General features: G+C 70.5%; 18 protein-coding genes, 1 tRNA gene and 1 riboswitch. Of the genes, 7 read left to right on the top strand and 12 right to left on the bottom strand.

Annotated elements, in window-relative coordinates; all coding sequences use genetic code 11:
* Window positions 1–88 precede the first annotated feature (88 nt).
* The 8 genes from ICC28_RS18895 to galU all read right to left on the bottom strand — a co-directional run bounded on the left by ICC28_RS18895 (window position 89) and on the right by galU (window position 8,101).
* Window positions 89–955 carry a bifunctional 5,10-methylenetetrahydrofolate dehydrogenase/5,10-methenyltetrahydrofolate cyclohydrolase gene (locus tag ICC28_RS18895; RefSeq protein WP_188289787.1) on the bottom strand — a complete coding sequence of 289 codons (867 nt, stop codon included), beginning with the start codon at window positions 953–955 and terminating at the stop codon, window positions 89–91.
* A 21-nt stretch (window positions 956–976) separates the two neighbouring features.
* Window positions 977–1,063, bottom strand: a riboswitch (ZMP/ZTP riboswitch).
* 1,316 nt (window positions 1,064–2,379) lie between these two features.
* A tRNA-Ala gene (locus ICC28_RS18890) sits at window positions 2,380–2,453 on the bottom strand.
* Between the two features lie 144 nt (window positions 2,454–2,597).
* Window positions 2,598–3,866, bottom strand: coding sequence for a gephyrin-like molybdotransferase receptor GlpR (gene glpR / locus ICC28_RS18885; protein ID WP_188289786.1), 1,269 nt, complete (start codon window positions 3,864–3,866; stop codon window positions 2,598–2,600).
* Between the two features lie 184 nt (window positions 3,867–4,050).
* Window positions 4,051–4,719, bottom strand: coding sequence for a GNAT family N-acetyltransferase (locus ICC28_RS18880; RefSeq protein ID WP_188289964.1), 669 nt, complete (start codon window positions 4,717–4,719; stop codon window positions 4,051–4,053).
* The gene (locus ICC28_RS18875) at window positions 4,716–5,264 is read right to left on the bottom strand and encodes a molybdenum cofactor biosynthesis protein B (RefSeq protein WP_188289785.1); all 549 of its coding nucleotides are present in this window, start codon (window positions 5,262–5,264) and stop codon (window positions 4,716–4,718) included. Before ICC28_RS18875 ends, ICC28_RS18880 begins: the two co-directional genes overlap by 4 nt.
* Window positions 5,261–5,740, bottom strand: a complete 480-nt coding sequence (gene moaC / locus ICC28_RS18870) for a cyclic pyranopterin monophosphate synthase MoaC (protein ID WP_188289784.1) — start codon at window positions 5,738–5,740, stop codon at window positions 5,261–5,263. The genes ICC28_RS18875 and moaC overlap by 4 nt, the downstream gene beginning before the upstream one ends.
* Before the next feature lie 130 nt (window positions 5,741–5,870).
* Window positions 5,871–7,193 carry a gephyrin-like molybdotransferase Glp gene (gene glp, locus ICC28_RS18865; RefSeq protein ID WP_188289783.1) on the bottom strand — a complete coding sequence of 441 codons (1,323 nt, stop codon included), beginning with the start codon at window positions 7,191–7,193 and terminating at the stop codon, window positions 5,871–5,873.
* A 5-nt stretch (window positions 7,194–7,198) separates the two neighbouring features.
* Window positions 7,199–8,101, bottom strand: coding sequence for a UTP--glucose-1-phosphate uridylyltransferase GalU (galU, locus tag ICC28_RS18860; RefSeq protein WP_188289782.1), 903 nt, complete (start codon window positions 8,099–8,101; stop codon window positions 7,199–7,201).
* Window positions 8,102–8,194: 93 nt separating this feature from the next.
* Between galU and ICC28_RS18855 the strand changes: the two genes are divergently transcribed.
* On the top strand, window positions 8,195–8,836 hold the full coding sequence (locus tag ICC28_RS18855) for a 5-formyltetrahydrofolate cyclo-ligase (protein ID WP_188289781.1): 642 nt from the start codon (window positions 8,195–8,197) through the stop codon (window positions 8,834–8,836).
* Between the two features lie 194 nt (window positions 8,837–9,030).
* On the opposite strand, the gene ICC28_RS18850 is transcribed toward ICC28_RS18855, so the two are convergent.
* Window positions 9,031–11,838 carry a penicillin acylase family protein gene (locus ICC28_RS18850; protein ID WP_188289780.1) on the bottom strand — a complete coding sequence of 936 codons (2,808 nt, stop codon included), beginning with the start codon at window positions 11,836–11,838 and terminating at the stop codon, window positions 9,031–9,033.
* Between the two features lie 239 nt (window positions 11,839–12,077).
* Here ICC28_RS18850 and ICC28_RS18845 point away from each other — a divergent pair, with 239 nt between their 5' ends.
* The 6 genes from ICC28_RS18845 to mscL all read left to right on the top strand — a co-directional run bounded on the left by ICC28_RS18845 (window position 12,078) and on the right by mscL (window position 17,899).
* A complete protein-coding gene (locus tag ICC28_RS18845) occupies window positions 12,078–13,622 on the top strand; it encodes a potassium/proton antiporter (RefSeq protein ID WP_188289779.1) in 1,545 nt (514 codons plus the stop codon).
* A gap of 333 nt (window positions 13,623–13,955) precedes the next feature.
* The gene (locus ICC28_RS18840; RefSeq protein WP_188289778.1) at window positions 13,956–15,245 is read left to right on the top strand and encodes an MFS transporter; all 1,290 of its coding nucleotides are present in this window, start codon (window positions 13,956–13,958) and stop codon (window positions 15,243–15,245) included.
* A 67-nt stretch (window positions 15,246–15,312) separates the two neighbouring features.
* The gene (locus ICC28_RS18835; protein ID WP_188289777.1) at window positions 15,313–15,624 is read left to right on the top strand and encodes an FmdB family zinc ribbon protein; all 312 of its coding nucleotides are present in this window, start codon (window positions 15,313–15,315) and stop codon (window positions 15,622–15,624) included.
* Window positions 15,625–15,723: 99 nt separating this feature from the next.
* The gene (locus ICC28_RS18830; protein WP_188289776.1) at window positions 15,724–16,557 is read left to right on the top strand and encodes an S-methyl-5'-thioadenosine phosphorylase; all 834 of its coding nucleotides are present in this window, start codon (window positions 15,724–15,726) and stop codon (window positions 16,555–16,557) included.
* A 184-nt stretch (window positions 16,558–16,741) separates the two neighbouring features.
* A complete protein-coding gene (locus tag ICC28_RS18825; RefSeq protein ID WP_188289963.1) occupies window positions 16,742–17,284 on the top strand; it encodes a hypothetical protein in 543 nt (180 codons plus the stop codon).
* Between the two features lie 138 nt (window positions 17,285–17,422).
* Complete coding sequence (mscL, locus tag ICC28_RS18820) at window positions 17,423–17,899, top strand: large conductance mechanosensitive channel protein MscL (protein ID WP_188289775.1); 477 nt, start codon at window positions 17,423–17,425, stop codon at window positions 17,897–17,899.
* A gap of 52 nt (window positions 17,900–17,951) precedes the next feature.
* Here mscL and ICC28_RS18815 read toward each other — a convergent pair whose 3' ends face one another.
* Genes ICC28_RS18815 through pflB form a run of 3 tightly spaced genes read right to left on the bottom strand, consistent with a single transcriptional unit; the run spans window position 17,952 to window position 21,321 of the window.
* Complete coding sequence (locus ICC28_RS18815) at window positions 17,952–18,134, bottom strand: hypothetical protein (RefSeq protein ID WP_188289774.1); 183 nt, start codon at window positions 18,132–18,134, stop codon at window positions 17,952–17,954.
* Between the two features lie 52 nt (window positions 18,135–18,186).
* Window positions 18,187–19,011, bottom strand: a complete 825-nt coding sequence (pflA, locus tag ICC28_RS18810) for a pyruvate formate-lyase-activating protein (RefSeq protein ID WP_188289773.1) — start codon at window positions 19,009–19,011, stop codon at window positions 18,187–18,189.
* Window positions 19,012–19,023: 12 nt separating this feature from the next.
* Window positions 19,024–21,321, bottom strand: a complete 2,298-nt coding sequence (gene pflB / locus ICC28_RS18805; RefSeq protein ID WP_188289772.1) for a formate C-acetyltransferase — start codon at window positions 21,319–21,321, stop codon at window positions 19,024–19,026.
* Between the last annotated feature and the right edge of the window lie 189 nt (window positions 21,322–21,510).

Below are 21,510 nucleotides of genomic sequence, written 5' to 3'. Positions count from 1 at the left end.
GATCCGGTCTCTTGAAGATCGTTTCCCGAGTGGCGGGTGATAGGTACCCGCCGATCCGGTGATCGCCTGTCTGCAGTTGAGGATGGTGTCAGCGTCCTGGAACTCCGAGTTGCCTCGCGGCGGCGTCGGCGGCCTGGGCCAGCAGGACGGCGATGGTCATTGGCCCGACCCCGCCGGGAACTGGGGTGATCAGGCGGGCGCGGGTGTGGGCGGTGTCGAAGTCGACGTCGCCGATGTTGCCGGGGTTGTATCCGGCGTCGACCACCACCGCGCCCGGTTTGATGTCCTCTCCGCGGATCAGTCGGGGTCTCCCCACGGCTGCGATCACGATGTCGGCATCCCGGACGGCTGCGGGCAGGTCGGCGGTGCGGGAGTGGCAGTACGTCACCGTGGCGTCCTTGGCGAGCAGGAGCATTCCGACCGGTTTGCCGAGGATCGCGCTGCGGCCGATCACGACGGCGTGCTGGCCTGCGGGGTCGACGTCGTACTCGTCCAGCAGCCGCATGATGCCGCCGGGCGTGCACGATACGAAGCCGGGCAGCCCAAAGCTCATCGCGGCGAAGGAGTGCATCGTGACGCCGTCGACATCTTTTTCCGGGGCGATGGCCTCGAAGGCCGCGCGCTCGTCGATGTGCTCACCGGCGGGGTGCTGCAGCAGGATGCCGTGCACGCTGGGGTCCTGGGACAAGGCGGTGAGTGTGTCGACCAGTTCGGCGGTCGTGGTGGTGGCGGACAGAGGGACATGGCGGGAGGTGATGCCCGCCTTCGCGCAGCGCGCCTGCTTCATGCGGACGTACGTCACGGACGCTGGGTCCTCGCCCACCAGCACTGTCGCCAGGCACGGCGCCACGCCGGTGTGTCGTGAGATATGCGCCGCTCGGGCGGTGGTCTCCTCGATGATGCGCCGGGCGAGTTCGGTGCCGTTCATGAGCCGGGCCGTCTGCGTCGGGGACATGGTCGCCTCCAGGCGTCGTTGACCACTCGCCCAGGCGCACGGCATCGACCGATTCGTCAGACCGCTCCCCGGTGGTGCTCCACCTCAGCGCCAGTCACGGCCCACACTGCACTGTAGTGGACATGGATGGCCTCGGCGGGCCGGCGTCCGGGGTCGGAAGTCAGCGGGTCCTGGGCTGGGAGGCCACCTCCAGGTTGGATTCGATCGCTCTGACCTGGGCGGTGAGGTAATCGGCCCAGGCGCTTTCGGGGGAAGAGCTTGAGGTGGGTTCCGAGGGTGCCGGTGAGCATCCGGCGGAACTGGGCGAGGCGTTCGCTGATCCAGGCTCGTTCCCAGTTCTCCAGTTCGGTCTCGTCCGCGCAGAAGTGATAGTCGCGTTCGCGTGTCCACAGCAGGGGCGGCCGACGCTCTCCTCGTCGAAGGCTCCCTCGCCTGCCCTGCCCGAGGCCTCGTCCACGCCACCACGAACCTGGACGACAGGCCGTACGCGAAGCCGGCGAAGACGAACCGCTCACCCAACTGCCCGCAGCCCGCAGCCCGTTCTTCCTCAAACGCAAACAGAACCCCGACCCGCACGGCACGATCCGTCTGCAGTGCCCGGTCGCCGAGCCTTCGCCCGCGGTCCCCTGCGCCCGCTTCCACCAAGTCCGCCAGATCGCCGCCACCCGGCCGGTCACCGTCGGCCTCGCCAACCCGCGCGCCACCACCGCGCACACCGCGGCCGAGCCCACCGTCCCCGTCCCCACGGCCGAACAGCCGCGGCCCCCGGCTCCGGAACAACTTCCGAAGATCTGCCAACAACCGACTCTCACCGTCCGCCCCGGCGACCTCGGAAAGATCGACAAGTTCTGCCAGGATCGCCACTGCCTCCAGCCGTCCTGGCAGAACGCCTACCGGCCCGCCCGAGCCAATATCAAGGGACTGAACAGCAGAGCAAAGTCCCACGGCGTCAACATCGCCGACCCATCCCGACGACTCGCCCACGGCCGCGTCGCCCAGACCATCCTCCTCGCCCCGATGATCCTCACGATCAACCTCGACATCCTGCACAGTTGGACGCAGACCGATACACCCGCCGCCAACGAGGAGTTCACCGAGGAGAACACCAGGCGCGACGGACAACGGACCCAACTCGTCGGTCTCCGGAATTCCACCGCCCGCCGGCACCCGCACCACCCGGGCGACCTAACACCACCGCATCACGCCCCGGGCTCTGCCCTGCCCAGCCACGGCCTCGCCCCGCCGCCCGCACCGGATCACCACCGATTCCCCGGTGGAATCCCCACCAGCAGCCCCCCATGACGTCCCGCACGATCGGAAACCTCATCGAACACACCCCGGAAAACCAAAGATCCCGCCCGATCTTCCGATCGGACGGGATCTCGTCAACTATCCCTGAGCAAACTCAAGAACAGTTGTTGCGGTGGACCTGAGGGGATTTGAACCCCTGGCCCCCTCGATGCGAACGAGGTGCGCTACCGGACTGCGCCACAGGCCCTTGCAACGAGTGAAACTCTAGCATCCCGATCCGCCCCCTCGGAAATCCGCTCCGCGGAGGCGGATCCCCGTGGACTGCGGGCGGTCTCCGGCGGATCCGCAGGCAGTCGCGCCGCCGGTCGGGTCCGCGGCTCGGCCCCGCCTGCTACTCGTTGGCGGCCCGCGGCCGCCCGCCGTCCTCGTACTGGTCGAACAGCGGCGTGCGTCCCCGCTCGCGCGCCCGCCGGGCCGACGCCGCCCGGCGGGCGTCACTGCGCCCGCCGCCGTCCGACCTGTCCTCGGCCTCGTCTCCGTCAGCCTGCACGCCCGCTCCTCTGGCCCGGTGGCCCTCCTGGGCCTCCCGCCCGCCGGAACCGGCGCCCGCCTCCTGCTCCGGCGCCATCGAACCGGACCGCGCCGAACTCCACGCGTCCGGCGCCCCCAGGTCCACGTCCGCGGTCGCTCGCGGCGCGACGGGCGCGGTCACGTACGTCGGCAACGGCACCGGCACCGGATCCCAGCTGTCCCCGTGCCCCGGCCGCCGCTGCCGCTCCCGCTGCTGGTCGACCCACTCCGCGTGATCGGTCTGCTCGACGAGCGCCCGCCGGTCCGCGGCGAGCGCCGACAGCCCGGGGTCGGTCTCGGGTTCGGGCCCTTCGTCGTGCTGGTCGCTGTCCGCGCCGGCGTCCGCGGGTGCGCGCCGGCGCGACTGACGCGCCGCGCGCTCCCGCAGTCGCTGCGCCGCGACCTCGGCCCGGCGCCGGTCCATCTGGTAGGCGAAGCGTCGGCGCTCCTGGGAGCGCAGGTAGGCGATGTAGGCGCTGAGCAGCACGGCGGGCACGCCGGGCGCCCACAGGAACGCGAGCCCCCCGACGGCGGCGACGATCGCGCCGAGCGTGAAGGCGAGGAAGAGCATCACGGTGGTGCGCCGGCGGCGCGCGAGCACCTTCGTGCGCCGGGCTCGCGCCGCGGCCGCCTCGTCCGCGGGCGTGGACGCCGGGGGTGTGCGCCGCGCGGCAGGGACCTGTTTACGCGCCTTCCGCGCGGGCGCGGAGCTGGGCTCGCGCTCCGGCGCGGACGTCTGCGCGCGCGCCGGTTCCGGCCGCTCCTTCTCCTGCGGGTGCGCCGACACCACCGCCTGCGCCTGCGCCTGCGGACGGGTCGGAGGCATGGCAAAGGCCCGGACGTCCACCGATTCGGTGACGCCGTCCGGGTCGTCGGCGCTGGGCTCCCCCTCGTCGGCGGAGCGCGCACGCAGGTCCTTGGCGTACCGGCGCTCCATCCCCGCCCGTCCGGACAACAACCGGATGGCTGTGCTGAAGCGTTCCGTCGGACGGGCCTCGTTCAGCTCGTCCTGCCTACGGAGCCACATCGGCACCAAGTAGGCGGCCCAGGCCCCGACAATGACTGCGTAGATGAGGCCGCTGCTGCTCACGCCTCACACGGTAGAGGGGTTTGCGTGAGGCCATCTGCCAATTGAGCCGGTGTGTCGCACGATCTGGCTGATATTTCGAGCTTTTTTTGTGACCGATGCGATCACCTGGCCGCACAGGCTTCGAATTCAACGCTCCGAGCCGGTCAACAGGCGATCAATTTCGAACACTTATTCAATTTCGGAGCTACCCGGGATTCCCCTGAGTGTTCTGCGGGTTCCGCGGGCCGTCGTGCGACCGTCCCTGGGAGCGTGCCCGGTGCCAGCGGCTCAGCAAACCGTCGGGCACCTCTTCCGCGGTCAGCGCGAAGACGAGGTGGTCGCGCCAGGCACCGTCGATGTGGAGATAACGGGGCCTGAGCCCTTCCTCACGGAATCCGAGTTTCTCCACCACCCGGCGGCTGGGCCCGTTCTCCGGGCGGATGCAGACTTCGATGCGGTGCAGCCCCACGGTCCGGAAACTGTGGTCCACGGCGAGCGCCACGGCCGTCGGCATCACGCCCCGGCCGGCCACCTCCTCGTCCACCCAGTACCCCACGTGCCCCGAGCACATCGAGCCCCAGGTAATCCCGGCGACCGTCAACTGCCCGACCAGCCGTCCCTGGTACTCGATGACGAACGGCAGCATCCGTCCCGAGTTCGCCTCCGACCGCAGGTGCCGGACCATCTGACGGTAGGTCGGCCGGTGCGCGATCGGTCCGCCGGGCGTGGGCGGCGGAATGGTCGCCTCCCAGGGGCGCAGCCAGTCGCGGTTGCGCCGGTTGACCTCGCGCCAGGCCCGCTGGTCGCGCAGCTTTATCGGTCTCAGGACGACCTCGCCGTCCGTCAGTACGACGGGCCAGGACGGGCTGTTCAGCTCGCACCCCCACTGCCTGTGCCGGGTCTTGGGTGGTCACCGCCGCGGATCTGGTCGACGGCGTGGGCCAGCAGGGGTTCCAGAACGGCGAGCCCGTCCTTCACCCCGCCCGTGGAGCCCGGCAGATTGACGATCAGCGTGCTCCCCGCCACCCCGGCCAGGCCCCGGGAGAGTGCGGCCGTCGGCACCTTCTCCCGGCCGAACGCACGGATGGCCTCCGCGATGCCGGGCACCTCGTACTCGATCACCCTGCGGGTCGCCTCGGGCGTGCGGTCGGTGGGCGAGACCCCCGTACCGCCGGTGGTGACGACGACGTCGTACCCGGCCTCGACGGCTGCGCGCAGCGCGGCCTCCACCGGGTCCCCGTCGGGCACGATCTGCGGCCCGTCGACGGCGAAGCCGAAGCGCTTGAGTCCGTCGGCGACCAGCGGGCCGCCCTTGTCCTCGTAGACGCCCGCGGAGGCGCGGTTGGAGGCGGTCACGACGAGCGCGGCGTACGGCCCCACGAGAGCGCCCCCGAGCGGCGGCTCGGCCGGCGCCGTCATGCCCGACTCCAGTCGCCCGACTTGCCGCCCGTCTTCTCCTCCACGCGTACGTCCGTGATGACCGCTCCCTTGTCGACCGCCTTGACCATGTCGATCACGGTGAGCGCGGCGACGGAGACCGCGGTGAGGGCCTCCATCTCGACGCCCGTGCGGTCCGTGGTCTTCACGGTGGCCCGGATCTCCACGGCGTCGTCCGCGACCGACAGGTCCAGTTTCACACCCGACACCGACAACGGGTGGCACAGCGGGATCAGGTCCGGGGTGCGCTTGGCGCCCATGATGCCCGCGATCCGCGCGGTGGCCAGGGCGTCGCCCTTGGGGACCCCCTCGCCGCGCAGCAGCTCGACCACGCGGGGCGAGACCAGGACACGGCCGCTGGCGCGTGCGGTGCGCGCGGTCACGTCCTTGTCGGATACGTCGACCATGCGGGCGGCGCCCGCCTCGTCGATGTGCGTCAGTCGGTCCTGCGTACTCATGCTGTGTGGCGCTCCCGGTCCGGGCCCGTCGCGGTGCGGCGCACGGGCCTGCTGTGCGCGACACGGTACCGCCAAGTCGGCGCGCGCACCGGCGCAGGACCGCCCCGCGGGCCGGCACGCGCGCGCGTGCTCAGCCGAGCAGGACGACCTCGACGGCGGTGCCGGGCTCGACGGTCTCGACGTCCTCGGGAACGACGATCAGCGCGTCGGCATGCGCGAGGGCGGCGACCAGGTGCGATCCGGCGCCCCCGACCGGCGTCACGGTGCCCTCGGCGTACGTCCCGCGCAGGAACTGTCTGCGGCCCTTCGGCGAGGTCAGGGCCTTGTCCGCCGTGAGGGTCGCGGTGGTGCGCGGCCGGTGGACGTCGTCGAGGCCCATGAGGGTACGGATCGCGGGGCGCACGAAGACCTCGAAGGAGACGTACGACGACACGGGGTTGCCGGGGAGGGCCAGCAGCGGGGTGTGGTCGGGGCCGATGGAGCCGAAGCCCTGGGGTTTGCCCGGCTGCATGGCGAGCTTGCGGAAGTCGATGCCGCTGCCCGCCTCGTCCTCGTCGGCGACGGATTCGAGCGCCTCCTTGACGACGTCGTACGCCCCGACGCTCACCCCGCCCGTGGTGACCATGAGGTCGGCGCGGACCAACTGGTCCTCGATGGCGGAACGGAGGGTCTCGGCGTCGTCGGCGACGGCGCCCACCCGGTAGGCGATGGCTCCGGCGTCACGGGCCGCCGCGGTGAGGGCGAAGCTGTTGGAGTCGTAGATCTGGCCGTTGCGCAGTTCCTCGTCCGGCTGGACGAGTTCGCTGCCGGTGGACATCACGACCACGCGCGGGCGGGGGCGTACGCGTACCGTGCCGCGGCCGATCGCGGCGAGCAGGGCGATCTGCGGCGGTCCGAGGACGGTGCCGGCCTCCAGCGCGCGGTCGCCCGCCTTCACGTCGCTGCCCTTGGCCCGCACGTGCGCGCGTGCCTCGGCCGGGCGGTACACGTGCACCTGCCCCTCGGCGCCTTCGGGAGCGAGGCTGCGGGCGCGCATCCCGGTCACCGGGCCCGCGCCGAGACCTCCGTCGGTCCACTCGACCGGGACGACGGCCTCGGCGCCGGGCGGCAACGGGGCGCCGGTCATGATGCGGGCGGCCTGGCCGGGACCGACCTGGAGCAGCTCGGCCTGGCCCGCCGCCACGTCCCCGACGACCTCCAGGACGGCCGGGAACTCCTCGCTCGCGCCCGCGACATCGGCGACCCGCACCGCGTACCCGTCCATGGAGCTGTTGTCGAACGGCGGCAGGGACACCGGCACCGTGACGTCGTCGACCAGGACGCAGCCCTGGGCGTCGAGCAGTTGCAGCTCGATGGGTTCGAGGGGGCGGACGGTCGCGAGGATGTCCTCCAGGTGTTCGTCCACCGACCAGAGGTGGTCCTGGCCGGTGGTGCGGGGCGCGGCGCTGCTCAAAGTGGCTACATCTCCTCGGCTACGTAACTGCGAAGCCAGGTCCGGAAGTCCGGGCCCAGGTCTTCACGTTCGCATGCGAGTCTGACAATGGCACGCAGATAGTCGCCACGGTCACCGGTGTCATAGCGGCGGCCCTTGAAGACCACGCCGTGCACCGGGCCGCCGACCTTCTCGTCCGCCGCGAGCTGCTGCAGGGCGTCGGTGAGCTGGATCTCGCCGCCGCGGCCGGGCTCGGTCTTGCGCAGTATGTCGAAGACGTGGGGGTCGAGGACGTAGCGGCCGATGATCGCGTAGTTCGACGGGGCGTCCGCCGGGTCGGGCTTCTCGACCATGCCGGTCACCTTGACGACGTCGCCGTCCTCGGTGGCCTCCACGGCCGCGCAGCCGTAGAGGTGGATCTGCTCGGGCGCGACCTCCATGAGCGCGATGACGCTGCCGCCGCGCTGCTCCTGGACCTCGACCATGCGCTTGAGCAGCGGGTCGCGCGGGTCGATGAGGTCGTCGCCGAGGAGGACGGCGAAGGGCTCGTCCCCCACGTGCGGCGCGGCGCACAGGACGGCGTGACCGAGCCCCCTGGGGTCGCCCTGGCGCACGTAGTGCATGGTGGCCAGGTCACTGGACTCCTGCACCTTCGCGAGCCGTTCGGCGTCGCCCTTCTTCTCCAGGGCGGACTCCAGCTCGTAGTTGCGGTCGAAGTGGTCCTCCAGGGGTCGCTTGTTGCGGCCTGTGATCATGAGGACGTCGTCGAGGCCGGCGGACACGGCCTCTTCGACCACATACTGGATCGCCGGCTTGTCGACGACCGGCAGCATCTCCTTGGGAGTGGCCTTGGTGGCCGGCAGGAACCGGGTGCCAAGACCTGCTGCGGGAATGACAGCCTTGCTGATCCGAGGGTGCGACTGAGTCATGCCCGCAACCTTATCCGGTGCCTTTGTAGGGAATCTGTGGCTCCGGTTAATTGGCTCTCATATGAGCCTATTGGAAGGGTACGGGTACGACCTTTGAGTCACATCGGACGTCCGGCAGAGCCTGACAAGCGCGTGTTGCGGCGAGAGATCCTCGCGGTGAGGAACAGGTTGACGGCCGATGACGTGCGCAGGGCCGCCGTCGCGCTGGGCGAGCGCGCGCTCGATCTGCCCGAGCTGGCGCAGGCGCGCACGGTGACAGCGTACGTCTCGGTCGGGAGTGAACCGGGCACGCTCGCGCTGCTGGACGCGCTGCGCGCGCGGGGCGTGCACGTCCTGCTCCCCGCGCTCCTGCCCGACAACGACCTCGACTGGGGCGCGTACACCGGCCAGGGATCCCTCGCACGCATCCAACACGGCGGGAAGATGGCTCTCTTCGAACCGGCCGGCGAGCGCCTCGGACCCGACGCCGTGACCACCGCCGACGTGGTGCTGCTGCCCGGCCTGGCGGTGGACGCGCGCGGCAGGCGCCTGGGGCGCGGCGGAGGCTCGTACGACCGCGTGCTCGCCCGGCTGGAGCGCGCGGCCGCCCACCCCGCGCTGGTCGTGCTGCTCTACGACTCGGAGGTCGTCGCGCACGTGCCGGCGGAGGCGCACGACCGGCCGGTGCACGCGGTGGTGACGCCGTCGGGCATACGCCGCTTCCGCACAACCCCCGAGCGGCGCAGGGGAGCCTGATCCGCCGCGGGGCGCTCAGCCCCTGGTGGGGCGCGCGGATCGTGCCGTGCGCCCCGCGGCTGCACGCCGCGCCGGCACGCACAGCGGGCCGGGCTCCGCGCCCTCACACGAAAGGGGCCCTCCACGCGGGTTACGCGCGTGGAGGGCCCCTTTCACAGCGACGGCCGAGCGCCCTCGCCCCGAACACCGGGCCGCTAAGGCTCCAGCACCAGCGTGTCGCTGGTGTTCTTCTCGACTGCCTCGTCGGAGAAGGACCAGTCCAGCAGCTCGCCCTTGGCCCACTTGCCGGTCTGGTCGGTGTAGTGCGCGCTGTAGGCGTGCCCGGAGGCTCCGGTGAGGTTGATCCACTTCGACTTGTCGAGGTCGCCGAGGTTGACCACCATCCGCATCGACGGCACCCACACGACGCCGTAGCCGCCGGCGGCGTTCCAGCCGGTGGCGTTGACCGTCGCCTCGCCGCCGCTGAGCTTCCAGGGGCCGCGGTTGAGGATGTACTGCAGGAAGCCGGGGCCCTCGGTGCCGAGGGTCTGGTTCTTCAGGAACAGGCGGTGCAGCCGGCCCCAGCTCCAGGTGTCGATGTCCTTGCCGAGCTTGGCGGTCAGCTCCCAGCGGGCGTCGATCATGGCGCGCTTGAACAGCTCGTCACGGTTGTCGGCGGCGGGGCGGCCCGACCCCGACTTGGGCGTCTGCCACCAGTCGCTGTCCTGGTCGTCCATGAGGGTGCGCACGACCTCGAACCAGCGGTCGCCGCCGTCCGGCTGCGCCTGGTCGGCGTCGCGCTGGCCGCACTCGCGGACCTTCTGCACCTCGTCGGCGGGTCCGGTGGTGTTGACCGGGTCGACCCACAGGCACTGGCCCTTGACCCGGAGCTCCTTGGGCAGCTTGTTGCCGAAGGCGAGCTTGAGGGTGTTGCGCCAGACCGAGTTGAAGTAGGCGGCGGCCGCCGAGTCCGCGTCCTGGGTGTAGTCCCAGCCCTCCAGGAGCTTCTGCGCCTCGCGGACGTCCCTGTCCTCGATGTCGATCTTCAGCAGCTTGGGCACGAGCAGCTTGGCGATCTCGCTGCTGTTGTCCAGCTGCATCTGGCGCATGTCGTCGGTGGAGACCTTGCCGCCGTCGTCGATCTTCGACTTGATCAGGTCGGTGATGCGCTGGCTGCGCGTGCCGTAGCCCCAGTCCGTGGTGAGCGTGTAGGGGTACTTGTCCTCGTCGACCACGGCCTGGTTGGCGGTGACGATGTACCCGCGCGCGGGGTCGTACTCGTAGGGGAGCTGGTTCTGCGGGATGTAGCCCTTCCAGCGGTACTTGGAGTTCCATCCCGGCTGCGGGACCGAGCCGTCGACGCCCTCCGCGCGCGTGGGGATCTTTCCGGGGAGGGTGTAGCCGATGTGGTCCTTGGTGTCGGCGTAGATCAAGTTCTGCGAGGGCACGTCGAACAGGGCGGCGGCCTCGCGGAAGTCGTCCCAGTCGGCCGCCCTGTCCATCGCGAAGACGGCGTCCATGGAGGTGCCGGGCTCCAGGGCGGTCCAGCGCAGGGAGATGCCGTAGCCGTCGCCGCGGTCGGGTGCGGCGGTGTCGACGGTGGCCTTCTTGCCGACCTTCACCAGTTCGTCGCTGCGGTCGGACAGCAGGGGGCCGTTGCTGGTCTCGCGGACGACGATGGTCTTGGACTTGCCGCCGGCGACCTTGATGGTCTCCTCGCGCGTGGTGAACGGCTTGACCTTGCCGTCGTACAGGTAGCCCTCGCCGGTGAGCTTCTCCAGGTAGAGGTCGGTGACGTCGACGCCGGAGTTGGTCATGCCCCAGGAGATGTTCTTGTTGTGGCCGATGATCACACCGGGCATGCCCGCGAAGGTGTAGCCGGAGACGTCGTACTGGCACTTGCTGGAGACGCTGCGGCAGTGCAGGCCCATCTGGTACCAGACGGACGGCAGCGACGCCGACAGGTGCGGATCGTTGGCCAGCAACGGCTTGCCGGTGATGGTGTGGGCGCCGGAGACGACCCAGGAATTGGATCCGATGCCGTTGCCGTTCACTCCGACGGCCGCGGGAAGGTCCTCCAGGACCTCGTAGAGGCCCGACAGCTGGCTCTGGAGGGCCGTGGCGCCCGAGCCGGACGCGGTGTCCGTGGAGCCACTCGTAGATGCTCCGGCCGCTCCGGCCGCTTCGGCCGCCCCTGCGGTAGAGGTGCCCGTGCCGGTGCCCGACGTGCCGTCGCCCTGTTCGAACACCTGGGTGAGCTCGTCGTACTGGCCCTCCTGGACGATCGCCTTGTTCCGGTCGTACGGGTAGTCCGGATACAGGTCCTGGATCTGCTTGGGGCCGAGGCGGCTGGTCATCAGGGCGCGGTCGATCTCGTCCTGCATGTTGCCGCGCAGGTCCCAGGCCATCGCCTTCAGCCAGGAGACCGAGTCGACCGGGGTCCACTTCTGCGGCATGTAGTCGTTGCTGAAGCCCAGGGCCGCGTACTCCAGCGAGATGTCCCTGCCTTCCTTGCCCTCCAGGTAGGCGTTGACCCCCTTGGCGTACGCCTGCAGGTACTTCTTGGTGGAGTCCGACAGCTTGGTGTCGTACTCCTCCTTCGCGACGCGGTCCCAGCCCAGCGTGCGCAGGAACTCGTCGTTGTCGACCTGCCCCTTGCCGAACATCTCCGACAGGCGCCCCGAGGTCATGTGACGGCGCACGTCCATCTCGTAGAACCGGTCCTGCGCCTGGACGTATCCCTGCGCCATGAACAGGTCCTCGTCGGAGGAGGCGTAGATCTGCGGGATGCCGTAGCCGTCGCGCTTCACGTCGACCGGGCCCGACAGGCCGTCGAGCGTGATCGAGCCCTCGGTCTGCGGGAAGGAGGCGCGGACGGTGCTGATGGACCAGTACGCCCCGTACACGACGCCGCCGATGAGCGCCAGGACGAGGACGAGGACGATCAGACGGGCTCTGCGCCCCTTCTTCCTGCCGGACTTGCCGGGCTGCTGACCCGTAGAGGCGGTGGTGTTGGGGGGCATCGCTGTCCTTGCTGTCCTAACGCGAGCGGCAAAGCGGGCTGTCCTTTTGAATGAGCGCTGGAGCAACCATAGGCGCAGGGCCCCGCGCCACTTGACGCGGAGTCGGGAACCAGCGCGCACGAGCGTTCGATCATGCCCGGAGAAGCGTCAAGAAATCGTCAAGAGTTAGGTAAGGTAACGAAGTAGTTGGGTGCGGAGAACCACCACTTCGTGTCCTGTGTACGTGAGCTCACGCGCGCGTGTCCGTGAGCCAGGGAAGGGAACGGCCGCTGACTGTCCACGACCTCAACCAGCTCCTGCTCGTCTGCTCGCTCGTCCTGCTCATCGCCGTCGCAGCGGTCCGCATCTCCTCGCGCAGCGGGCTCCCCAGCCTGCTCGCCTATCTGGGGATCGGCATCGCCATGGGCCAGGACGGAATCGGCGGCATCAAGTTCGACAACGCCGAGCTGACGCAGGTCATCGGATACGCGGCCCTGGTCGTGATCCTGGCCGAAGGTGGTCTGGGGACGAAGTGGAAGGAGATCCGGCCCGCCCTTCCGGCCGCCTCCACGCTGGCGCTGGCCGGAGTCGCGGTGAGCGTCGGCGTCACGGCCGCGGCCGCGCACTACCTGACGGGGCTGGAGTGGCGCCAGGCCCTGATCATCGGGGCGATCGTCTCCTCCACGGACGCCGCGGCCGTCTTCTCGGTCCTGCGGAAGATCCCCCTCCCCGCGCGCGTGACGGGCACCCTGGAGGCCGAGTCCGGCTTCAACGACGCCCCTGTGGTCATCCTGGTGGTGGCCTTCTCCCACGCGGGCCCCGTCGAGCACTGGTACGTGCTGCTGGGCGAGATAGCGCTGCAACTGGCCATCGGCGCCGCCATCGGCCTCGCGGTGGGCTGGCTGGGCTCCTGGGGCCTGCGGCACGTGGCGCTGCCCGCCTCCGGCCTGTATCCGATCGCCGTGATGGCGATCGCCGTCGTGGCGTACGCGGGGGGCGCGCTGTCGCACGGCAGCGGCTTCCTGGCGGTCTACCTCGCCGCAATGGTCATGGGCAACGCCAAGCTCCCCCACTGGCCGGCCACACGCGGTTTCGCCGACGGGCTCGGCTGGATCGCCCAGATCGGCATGTTCGTCCTGCTCGGCCTTCTGGTCACCCCGCACGAGTTGGGCGACGACATCCTGCCCGCCCTCCTCATCGGCCTGGTCCTGACGATGGTGGCCCGCCCGCTGAGCGTCGTGCTGTGCCTCGTCCCGTTCCGGGTGCCGTGGCAGGAGCAGACGCTCATGTCCTGGGCCGGCCTGCGCGGCGCCGTCCCCATCATCCTGGCGACGATCCCCATGGTGAACGGCGTCGACGGCAGCCGCCGGATCTTCAACATCGTCTTCGTCCTGGTCGTCGTCTACACCCTCGTCCAGGGCCCGACCCTGCCGTGGCTCGCGCGCCGCCTGCGGCTCGGCGGAGACGCCGAGGCCGCCTCCGACCTCGGCATCGAGTCCGCCCCCCTGGAGCGGCTGCGCGGACACCTGCTGTCCGTGGCGATCCCCGAGCACTCGAAGATGCACGGCGTGGAGATCAACGAGCTGCGGCTGCCGTCGGGGGCCGCGGTGACCCTGGTCGTGCGGGACGGGACCTCGTTCGTGCCCCTGCCGACGACGGTGCTGCGGCGCGGGGACGAGTTGCTCGTGGTGGCCACGGATCCCGTGCGGGACGCGGCGGAGCGACGACTGCACGCCGTGGGACGCGGCGGCAAGCTGGCCGGGTGGCTCGGGACGGGCGGAGACGGCCCGGGCCCGAGGCGCTGAGCGGGGGTTCGCGCCGGTTCTGGGGTGGTGCATGGCCCGCTCAGAGGCGCACTCGGTCGTTACGGGCGCATTTCGCACTGTTCACGCCCCCCGCAATCGCAGGCGCCGTCCTGTGCGGTGCTCGTTTTCACAGGTGCGCCGGGCGTTGATCCCTGTACGATAAAGGCGCACGTTGATCGAACCAACTCTGCCTGACGCAGAGCTGGCGCGACCGTATGGCGGCCGGGACGCCCTCGCGCAGTGGGCGCCGGTATCTACCGCAGTTCCGCGCAAGAGGACAGCTCTCGGCGCCCCCGCACGGGCGCGCTACCAGGCGGCAGAAAGGCACGGGCCGTGGAATCCACGGTCACCACCGAGCCGTCGAAGACCTCGTCGGCCTCCCGCCCGGGATACGGACAGCTGCTGCGCACCCGCGGCGCCTGGACGTTCCTGCTCCCCGGCTTCGCGGCGCGCCAGCCGTTCGCGATGCTCACCATCTCCATCGTGCTGCTCGTGCAGCACACCACCGGCTCGTACGGCGCGGCGGGCGCCGCCGCGGCCGTCACCGGCGTCTCCATGGCGCTGTTCGCGCCGTACAGCGGCCGCCTCGCCGACCGGTACGGGCAGCGCGCCGTCCTGATCCCCGGCGTCCTGCTGCACACGGCGTCCGGCCTGACCCTGACCGCGCTCGCGCTGGCGGACGCGCCCCTGTGGGCGCTGTTCGCGGCGGCCGTGCCCACCGGCGCCTCGGTACCGCAGGTCGGCCCCATGGTCCGCGCGCGCTGGGGCGTGAAGCTCAAGGACTCCCCCCTGATGACCACGGCGGCGGCCTTCGAGTCCGTCACCGACGAGCTGACGTTCGTCGTCGGCCCGCTGCTCGCCACCGCCCTGTGCACCGCCGTCGACCCGGCCGCAGGCCTGGTCACCGAGGCTGCGCTGACGTTGGTCGGCGGCCTGCTGTTCGCCGCGCAGAAGAGCACGCAGCCCACCGTCGCCGTCGCCGGGCACGCGCGCGTGGAGCACGCGTCCGCGCTGCGCATCCCCGGTGTGCGTGTGCTGATCGTGACGTTCCTGGGCATCGGTTCCGTCTTCGGCGGCATGCAGGTGTCGCTGGCCGCGTTCACCGAGTCGATCGGCGAGCCGGGGCTCAACGGCGTCCTGTACGGCGTCTTCGCCGCCGGCAACATGCTCTCCGGTATCGCCTGCGGCGCCATCGCCTGGAAGGTGGCCCCGCAGCGCCGCCTCGTCCTCGGTTACGCCGCGCTCGCGCTGGCGGCCTCCGGGCTGTGGGCCGCGCACTCGGTGCTCGTGCTGGCCGGTCTCGGTCTCCTGGTCGGCATGTGCATCGCGCCCGCGCTGATCACCGGCTACACGCTGGTCGAGAGCCTGGTGCCGGCCGGTGCCCGCACCGAGGCCTTCACCTGGCTGACCGGCGCGGTGGCGCTCGGCCAGGCGGCAGCCGTCACGGTCGCCGGACAGCTGGAGGACCGCTTCTGGGACGGCGCCGGATTCCTGGTCCCGATGGGCGGCACACTGCTCGCCCTGGCCACCTTGCTGGCGCTGCGCTCGCGGCTGGCGACACGCCCCCACAGCCGTACCGTCGCACGTGGCGTCGGTCACCGCGTGCCGGTGACGGTGGACTGATCCCGAGGAATACGTCACTATGGACCGTCGTTAGCACTCATTGAGTGAGAGTGCCAGGAGGAAGACAGTGCCGACCTACCAGTACCAGTGCACCGAGTGCGGCGAGGGCCTCGAGGCGGTGCAGAAGTTCACCGACGACGCCCTGACCGAGTGCCCCACCTGTGACGGACGCCTGAAGAAGGTGTTCTCAGCGGTCGGCATCGTCTTCAAGGGCTCCGGCTTCTACCGCAACGACAGCCGCGGCTCCTCGTCGAGCAGCTCGCCGGCGTCGTCGAAGCCGTCGACGTCCTCGACCTCGACGTCCACGGCGTCCTCGGCGTCCTCGGACTCGAAGTCGTCGGGCACCAGCACCTCCTCCAGCAGCAGCTCCGCCGCGTAGCCGCGCGCTCACGGGACCCCGACGCCGTACGTCGTCGGGGTCCTCGGTGTTTTCCGGAGCCGGTCTCCGTGCGGCTCGGGCGCCGGATACTGTGACCGCATGGTGAACGCAGAGATCGGTGTCATCGGCGGTTCCGGGTTCTACTCGTTCCTCGACGACGTGACCGAGATCCAGGTCGACACTCCGTACGGGCCGCCCAGCGACTCGCTCTTCCTCGGCGAGGTCGCCGGCCGACGGGTGGCCTTCCTGCCCCGGCACGGACGCGGCCACCATCTGCCGCCGCACCGCATCAACTACCGGGCCAACCTGTGGGCGCTGCGTTCGGTCGGCGTAGGCCAGGTTCTGGGCCCCTGCGCGGTGGGCGGGCTGCGCCCCGAGTACGGTCCCGGCACTCTGCTCGTCCCGGACCAGCTGGTCGACCGCACGAAGTCCCGGGTGGGTACGTACTTCGACGGCCTGCCCCTGCCCGACGGCAAGGTGCCGAACGTGGTGCACGTGTCGCTGGCGGACCCGTACTGCCCGACCGGCCGGGCGGCCGCGCTGAAGGCGGCGCGCGGGCAGGACTGGGAGCCCGTGGACGGCGGCACTCTGGTCGTGGTCGAGGGCCCGCGTTTCTCGACGCGTGCCGAATCGTTGTGGCACCAGGCGCAGGGCTGGGCGGTGGTGGGCATGACCGGCCACCCCGAGGCGGCGCTGGCCCGCGAACTCGAACTCTGCTACACGTCGTTGACGCTGGTCACTGACCTCGACGCGGGCGCCGAGACCGGCGAGGGTGTCTCGCACGACGAGGTGCTGCGGGTGTTCGCGGCGAACGTCGACCGCCTGCGGGGGGTCCTCTTCGACGCGGTGGCCGCGCTGCCCGCGACCGCGGAGCGGGACTGCCTGTGCACGTCGGCGCTGGGCGGGATGGACCCGGGGTTCGAGCTGCCCTAGCGCCGGGGCAGGGCCGGACCTGTGGACAAGCGGGACTCAGACATCAGGCGGAACCTCCCGTTCGGGTGAGGGAGTTGTCCACAACCGCACGGTGGTCCACCGGCCTCGGCGGGCGGCTGCGCGAAGCCTCATCGTGGGCTTGCAAGCCGATCCCTCGATTCAGGTGGTGGTCCCCGTGTCCGTCCTGCCGTCCCCGTTCCCACCCGCGTCCTCCCCGTCCCTTGTTCCGCACCCGCGCACCGACACCCCGCCCACCTGCGAGGTGCCGCACTTCCCGCCCGTGCGGGTACGCGGCGGGCGGTATCGACTGCACCGGCTCGCACGGCACCGACGACGGGCCGTCGCCGCGGGCCTGGCGATCACGGCGGCCGCACTCGTGGCAGCCGGCCCGCAAGGCAACGACCGGACACGCGGCCATCCCGCGACCGAGCCCGTACGGGAACGGCGCGCCGTCAAGACGGTGTCCGCGCCGGTGCGCATCGCCGACGGTGCCACGGTGCGGTTGCTGCGCCCCGGTGACCGGGTGGACGTCATCGCGGCCGAGGAACCGACGGCGGGCGGGGACGCGCAGGTGATCGCGCGCGGGGCGCGCGTGACGGAGGTGCCCGAGCTCCTGGACGGCACGGTCGACAGCGGTGCGCTGGTCGTGCTCACGGTGCCGCGCTCGACCGCGGCGCGTCTCGTGGGCGCGAGTGCAACGGCACGGCTGGCGGTGACGCTGTGCTGAGCCATGTGATGCGCCTTCTGCGTGACTGTCTGTCAAGTCCCTCGTTCGAGCTACCTGATTGGACAGGGCGGCCCAGCACTGACGTAGGTTGCGGAGCGGTTTGTTCCACAACTGACGCGTGTGAGGAGAGTCCCCGAGGTGAGCGAGAAGAAGGAGTCGGGCGTCTGGCAGGGCTTCAAGGCCTTCCTGACACGTGGAAACGTCGTCGATCTGGCAGTCGCGGTGGTCATCGGCGCCGCCTTCACCAACATCGTCAACTCGGTGGTGAAGGGCGTCATCAACCCCCTCGTGGGCGCGATCGGGACGCAGAACCTCGACAGCTACAGCTCGTGTCTGAAGGGCCCGTGCGAGAAGGCCGCGGACGGCACCGTCACGGAGGGCGTGATGATCCTCTGGGGCTCGGTGCTGGGGGCGACGCTCAGCTTCGTGATCACCGCGGCGGTCGTGTACTTCCTGATGGTGCTGCCCATGTCGAAGTACCTGGCGAAGCAGGTGGCCCGGCAGAAGGCGAAGGAGGGCACGCAGGAGGTCATCGAGGTGACCGAGCTGGAGGTGCTCAAGGAGATCCGCGACGCGCTGGTCGCACAGCGGGGCTCCGGGCACGACGGGCGGTAGCGCAGGCGCTGGACGGGGCCCGGCGGACGGGAGCCCGCTGGGCCCGCCGGGTTCACAGGTGGTGGGGCGGCTTCTCGTCGAGGAAGCGCTTGAGGTCGGCCGCGCTGTCGCTCGTGGCGGTCGGCCGCTCGCCCCACCCGCGGTCCGTGTCGTCCGAGGACTGCTGGTCCAGCGGGTCGTCGAAGATCAGCGCGGCTTTCGGCTCGCGCGGCTCGGGGTCGGGGGCGGTGCTCATGCGTCCAGGGTACGGCCCCCGGGGCGACCGGACCGCCGGGCCGGCCGAGGACTCAGACCGCGTACAGCCCGTGGGCGGTGAAGACGCTCCTGGCCAGGGTGGTCTGCTCCGGGGTGGGGCAGGGGGTGTCGTGCAGGGTGAAGGGCATGCCGAGGGCCTGCCACTTGGCTTCGCCCAGCTTGTGGAAGGGCAGGACGTCGACGCGGCTGACGTTGCCGAGCGAGGCGGCGAAGGCGGCGACGCCCTCGATGTTGGCCGGGTCGTCGGTGAGACCGGGCACGAGAACGAAGCGGACGTGGACCTCCTTGCCGAGGTCGGCCAGGCGTCGGGCGAAGACGAGGGTGGGTTCCAGGGGGCGGCCGGTGACCTTGCGGTAGGTGACGCGGTCCCAGGACTTGATGTCCAGCAGGACCAGGTCGGTGTCGCGCAGCAGCGCGTCGGTGGCCCGGACGCCGAGGAAGCCGGAGGTGTCCAGGGCGGTGTGCAGACCGAGTTCGTGCTTGAAGCGGTGCAGCAGCTCACCGGTGAACACCGGCTGCAGCAGGGGCTCTCCCCCGCTGACGGTGGCGCCGCCGCCGGACGCCGCGATGAACCGCGTGTACTTTCCGGCCTCGGCGAGGACCTCGTCGGCCGTGGTGCGCTTGCCGTTGCGCATCCGCCAGGTGTCGGGGTTGTGGCAGTACAGGCAGGTCAGCGGGCAGCCGGACAGGAAGGTGACGAACCGGGTGCCGGGGCCGTCGACGCCGGTCGACAGGTCCCACGAGTGGACCGACCCCACGGCCGGGCGGCGGGTCGCCGCCGCGGCCGGGGTGGCCGCCGCGCAGGCGGGGCGGCCCCGCGCCGGCGGGGCCGACGCGGGCGGAAGAAGCGTGGTCATCGCTCCTCCCCCTTACAGCGATCCGTGGAAGGTGCGGTTGATGACGTCCAACTGCTGCTCGCGCGTGAGGCGGACGAAGTTGACCGCGTAGCCCGAGACCCGGATCGTCAGCTGCGGGTACTTCTCGGGGTGCTCCATCGCGTCCTCGAGGGTCGCCCGGTCGAGCACGTTGACGTTCATGTGGAAGCCGTCGCTCGCCGTGAAGCCGTCCAGGACGCCGGAGAGGTTGGCGATGCGCTCCTCGGGGCTGCGGCCCAGGGCGTCCGGGGTGATGGTGTTGGTCAGCGAGATGCCGTCCTCCGCGTCGTCGTACGGGAGCTTGGCGACGGAGAGCGCCGAGGCGATGTAACCGTGTTCGTCGCGGCCGTTCATGGGGTTGGCGCCGGGTGCGAAGGGGGCGCCGGCACGGCGGCCGTCGGGCGTGTTGCCGGTCTTCTTGCCGTAGACGACGTTCGAGGTGATCGTCAGGACCGACTGGGTGTGCACCGCGTTGCGGTACGTCGGGTACTGCCGGACCTTCTCCATGAAGTCGTGGACGATCCAGCGGGCGAGGTCGTCGGCCCGGTCGTCGTTGTTGCCGTACGCCGGGTAGTCGCCCTCGACGACGTAGTCGACCGCGAGGCCGCTCTCGTCGCGGATCACCTTCACGCGCGCGTGCTTGGCGGCGGAGAGGGAGTCCGCGGCGACCGAGAGGCCGGCGATGCCGCACGCCATGGTGCGCAGGATCTCCCGGTCGTGCAGGGCCATTTCGAGGCGCTCGTAGGCGTACTTGTCGTGCATGTAGTGGATGACGTCGAGCGCGTGGACGTAGGTCTTCGCGAGCCAGCCGAGCATGGCGTCGTAGCGGGCGAGGAGGGTGTCGTAGTCGAGGTACTCGTCGGTGATCGGCTCGAAGCCCTCGACGACCGTCTTGCCGGTGATCTCGTCGCGGCCGCCGTTGATCGCGTACAGCAGGGCCTTGGCGACGTTGACGCGGGCGCCGAAGAACTGCATCTGCTTGCCCATGGCCATCGCGGAGACGCAGCAGGCGATGGCGGTGTCGTCGCCGTACTTGGGCCGCATCAGTTCGTCGGACTCGAACTGCAGGGCGCTGGTGTCGATGGCGACCTGGGCGGCGTACTTCTTGAAGGCCTCGGGCAGGCGCGGGGACCAGAAGACGGTGAGGTTCGGCTCGGGGGCGGGGCCGAGGTTGTAGAGGGTGTGGAGGGCGCGGAAGGTGGTGCGGGTGACCAGCGGGCGCCCGTCCTCGCCGAGGCCGGCCATGGACCAGGTGACCCAGGTGGGGTCGCCGGAGTAGAGCTCGTTGTACTCGGGGGTGCGCAGGAAGCGGACGATGCGGAGCTTGATGACGAAGTCGTCGATGAGCTCCTGGGCCTCGGACTCGGTGAGCAGCCCGCGCTCGATGTCCCGCTGGAGGTAGATGTCGAGGAAGGCGTCGATGCGGCCGATCGACATGGCGGCGCCGTTCTGTTCCTTGACGGCCGCGAGGTAGGCGAAGTACAGCCACTGGACGGCCTCGCGGCCGGTGCGGGCGGGGCCGGAGATGTCGTGGCCGTAGGAGAGGGCCATGGCCCTGAGCTCTTCGAGGGCGCGGATCTGCTCGCTGGTTTCCTCGCGTTCCTGGATGACCTGCACAGAAGGCCATTCGGCGTCGAGGAGAACCTTGACCGCCTCTTTGGCCGCTATGAGCCGGTCGACGCCGTAGAGGGCGACGCGGCGGTAGTCACCGATGATGCGGCCGCGGCCGTAGGCGTCGGGCAGGCCGGTGATGATGCCGGAGGAGCGGCAGGCGCGGATCTCGGGGGTGTAGGCGTCGAAGACACCGTCGTTGTGGGTCTTGCGGAGCTTGGTGTAGATCTCCCGGACGGCGGCGTCGGCCTCGTACCCGTAGGCGTTCAGGGCGCTCTCGACCATCCGCCAGCCGCCGTTGGGCATGATGGCTCGCTTGAGCGGGGCGTCGGTCTGCAGGCCGACGATCAGGTCGAGGTCGCGGTCGATGTAGCCGGGCGCGAAGGCGTCGATGCGCGACGGGGTGGTGACGTCCACGTCGTAGATGCCGCGCTCGATCTCGGTGGGGAACATCGCGAGGAGCTTGTTCCAGACCTTGGTGGTGCGCTCGGTGGGCCCGGCGAGGAAGGAGCCGTCGCCCTCGTAGGGGACGTAGTTGCTCTGGACGAAGTCGCGGACGTCGATGGAGTCGCGCCACAGACCGCCCTTGAAGCCGGCCCAGGCCTCCGCCTGCGCCGACGTCTCCGGGGCCGTTCGGGCGACAGGGGTGGTGGTCGTGGTCTCCGCGGAGCTGGCAGTCATGGCGCGCACCTTCCGATTGGCTTCGCCGGTACGACTCCATTGCACGCCAGAGCGGAGGGCGCCGGGCGCAGCGTTGGTCCCCGTTTGCGGGCCAAAGGTCCCGGCGGCGGGCAGCCGCAGCACCGGAAAGGCCGTCTGACCTGGCATTTCAGCCGATCCTTTGGACCGACACACACTTGTGAATTCGTT

This window comes from Streptomyces sp. TRM68416 (assembly GCF_014596915.1).
Lineage (GTDB): Bacteria > Actinomycetota > Actinomycetes > Streptomycetales > Streptomycetaceae > Streptomyces.
The sequence above is the reverse complement of the archived record's forward strand: the minus strand, read 5'-3'. Positions and strand labels throughout refer to the sequence as shown.

Coding starts and splice junctions, on each gene's coding strand:
- ICC28_RS18895 (WP_188289787.1), bottom strand. CDS start 955: ATGTCCCCGACGCAGACGGCCCGGCTCATGAACGGCACCGAACTCGCC.
- ICC28_RS18875 (WP_188289785.1), bottom strand. CDS start 5,264: ATGACGGCGCCGGCCGAGCCGCCGCTCGGGGGCGCTCTCGTGGGGCCG.
- moaC (WP_188289784.1), bottom strand. CDS start 5,740: ATGAGTACGCAGGACCGACTGACGCACATCGACGAGGCGGGCGCCGCC.
- galU (WP_188289782.1), bottom strand. CDS start 8,101: ATGACTCAGTCGCACCCTCGGATCAGCAAGGCTGTCATTCCCGCAGCA.
- ICC28_RS18850 (WP_188289780.1), bottom strand. CDS start 11,838: ATGCCCCCCAACACCACCGCCTCTACGGGTCAGCAGCCCGGCAAGTCC.
- ICC28_RS18830 (WP_188289776.1), top strand. CDS start 15,724: ATGGTGAACGCAGAGATCGGTGTCATCGGCGGTTCCGGGTTCTACTCG.
- ICC28_RS18815 (WP_188289774.1), bottom strand. CDS start 18,134: ATGAGCACCGCCCCCGACCCCGAGCCGCGCGAGCCGAAAGCCGCGCTG.
- pflA (WP_188289773.1), bottom strand. CDS start 19,011: ATGACCACGCTTCTTCCGCCCGCGTCGGCCCCGCCGGCGCGGGGCCGC.
- pflB (WP_188289772.1), bottom strand. CDS start 21,321: ATGACTGCCAGCTCCGCGGAGACCACGACCACCACCCCTGTCGCCCGA.